This is a genomic window from Thalassobellus citreus (genome assembly GCF_044385915.1).
GTDB lineage: Bacteria > Bacteroidota > Bacteroidia > Flavobacteriales > Flavobacteriaceae > Thalassobellus > Thalassobellus citreus.
The window spans coordinates 1-2,525 of record NZ_JBISCC010000064.1 but is presented as its reverse complement, the minus strand read 5'-3'; the positions used below and the strand labels follow the sequence as shown (position 1 = coordinate 2,525).

At 34.0% G+C, this 2,525-nt stretch carries 3 protein-coding genes; all 3 read left to right on the top strand.

Features of this window, described 5'->3' with window-relative positions:
• Positions 1 to 165 precede the first annotated feature (165 nt).
• On the top strand, positions 166 to 1,341 hold the full coding sequence (locus tag ACH5TX_RS00330) for a DmpA family aminopeptidase (protein ID WP_439337573.1): 1,176 nt from the start codon (positions 166 to 168) through the stop codon (positions 1,339 to 1,341).
• 159 nt (positions 1,342 to 1,500) lie between these two features.
• On the top strand, positions 1,501 to 1,989 hold the full coding sequence (locus ACH5TX_RS00325) for a hypothetical protein (protein ID WP_439337572.1): 489 nt from the start codon (positions 1,501 to 1,503) through the stop codon (positions 1,987 to 1,989).
• Between the two features lie 122 nt (positions 1,990 to 2,111).
• Positions 2,112 to 2,525 (top strand): carboxypeptidase-like regulatory domain-containing protein (locus ACH5TX_RS00320; RefSeq protein ID WP_439337571.1); only part of this gene is annotated, 414 nt, incomplete at its 3' end.

Sequence of the window (2,525 nt, the reverse complement as noted above, 5' to 3'; positions counted from 1 at the left end):
AAAATAACGATTTGCCAACAAAGCATAAAATTAATGGCTGGTTCTAGCCTACTTGGAAAATTCCTTCGGAATTTTCCGCTGGCAAGTTTCTATTTATTAAATTAGTGCCTAAACGCGCCACTAATATTATACGTAACCGTTGTACCACATTAAAAACCAACCAATATGAATAGAATATTTTCAATTTTTATAGTAATCCTCATTTGTTCACAATCCTACGGACAAAAACCAAGAGCAAGAGATTTGGGTGTTCCTTTTGTTGGTAGAACAGGAGAATTCAATGCCATTACAGATGTTAAAGGAGTTGAAGTAGGTTATAGCACAATAATATCTGGAGAAGGAAAAAATATTATAGGCAAAGGTCCCGTTAGAACTGGTGTTACTGCAATTTTTCCGAGAGGAAAAACCAAAAAATTCAGTCCAGTATATGCCAACTGGTACAGTTTAAATGGAAATGGAGAAATGACAGGTACAACCTGGATAACTGAATCGGGTTTTTTGGAAACACCCATTATGATTACAAACACTAACAGTGTTGGAGTTGTTCGAGATGCAGTTTTGAAATGGTACGTAGATACAGATTGGTATAGTGGAGAAGATTGGTGGTACACTTATCCTGTCGTAGCAGAAACATATGATGGTGGTCTTAATGATATATATGGTTTCCATGTCAAGGAAGAACATGTTTTGGAAGCAATAGAAAATTCTACAGGAGGTAAAATAGCTGAAGGGAATGTTGGTGGCGGTACTGGAATGGAATGTTTGGGTTTTAAGGGAGGCACAGGAACTTCTTCGAGAATTTTTAAAATAAAAGATTCAACATATACTGTTGGAGCAATTGTACAATCCAATTTTGGAGCAAAAAGAAACTTTACCGTAGCTGGTGTTCCTGTTGGAATCGAACTTAAGGATACCCTAAACTATATCACCCATGCCCCACCAACCTCAAGAAGACAAGAAGGAGATGGCTCTATTATAGTAATTATTGCAACAGACATACCTCTTTTACCACACCAATTAAAAAGAATTGCTCAAAGAATTCCATTAGGTGTTGGAATTGTAGGCGGGCGAGGAAGCAATGGTTCGGGAGATATTTTCTTAGCCTTTTCAACTGCTAATGAAAATGCTTTTAATCGAGACGAGACAACAACTGTGAAATCAATGCCGAATGACTTACTAATGCCAGTTTTTGAAGCAACTGTACAAGCGGTTGAGGAAGCAATTATCAACGCTATGGTAGCTGCTGAAACTATGGAAGGAATTAATGGAAATAAATCATTTGCTCTACCACACGATTTACTCATAGAAACGCTTAAAAAATATAATCGAATAAAAAAATAACGTGGTACAACAACATATATAATTTATTGCTGGTTCTAGCCTACTTACGAAAATCCTCGCGGATTTTCTATTCGGTTTTTATTTACTAAATTCAGTGCTTGAAAAACGCAACAAATCATATATAAAACCGTTGTACGCAAGCTGAAAAACTCACTCAAATTGATAAAAAAAGTATTTATCGGAATAGTTGGATTTATTCTTGGAATGAGTATCGGATTCTATTTTGAGTCATTTCTCCGAGGAATAATTCAAGATATATTCAAGTTTTCGACTTCCGACAAAATTCAGTTTGTGGGAAAAAACATTTCCATCTTTTCGGACAGAACATTCGAATATATACTTGGATTTGCTTTAATGACTTTTTTATTGGCAAACATCGGACTTAAAACAAAGCGGATTTTGAAAAATACTATACTTTGCCTACTGATTTTTGGAATCTCTATTTTCCTAATTTCAGCAATTAATGCAAATTTAAAAGTAGTACAATGTACGGCTTGTGATAACGGAATTGTCAAAATTCATTGGAACAATATAAATTTCGGACTTACAATTGGATTAAGTGCAATCTTTTCAATAGTTCCTAGTATTATAATATTGAAAGATAAAATAAAAGCCAGCGTACAACAAAGTATAAGAAATAATGCTTAAATTTATTTCTTAATCAAAAGGTTAGTGCATTTTTAGTCACTCTGATTTTCCTGCGGAAAATCCTCGGACACAAAAACGCACTATTCTTATACGTAACCGTTAGCCACTATTTGAGAACAACAATGAAAATCAAGTTTTTTACATTTATCGGAATTTTACTTTTGCTTTGTTCTTGTGATTGTTGGATTGAAGTAAATGGAAAAATTATTTCATCAAATACAGGTCAAGCAATAAGCGGCGCGAAAATTGAAATGCTTGGAAGAAATCTAAATTCGATTTCTGACCAAAACGGAAAATTTAGTATTGGAGAAATGACAGGTTTCTGTTATGACCCGAAAATAAAAGTGACCTATGATGGACACAAACCATTCATAATTGAATTGGAATCTGAATCTGACTTTAAAAACTATAAATTAAAACAGGAATCTGAATCTGTCAACTTTGGAGAACCATTTTATCCTGACCCAAAAAATCGAAATACATATATATTGTCGACTTGGATTGATAAGTATAGTAGCGATTTTGAAATTAAGTCA

What these genes read in the sequence shown, in the direction of transcription:
- ACH5TX_RS00330 (WP_439337573.1), top strand. Translation starts at nt 166, where the DNA reads ATGAATAGAATATTTTCAATTTTTATAGTAATCCTCATTTGTTCACAA.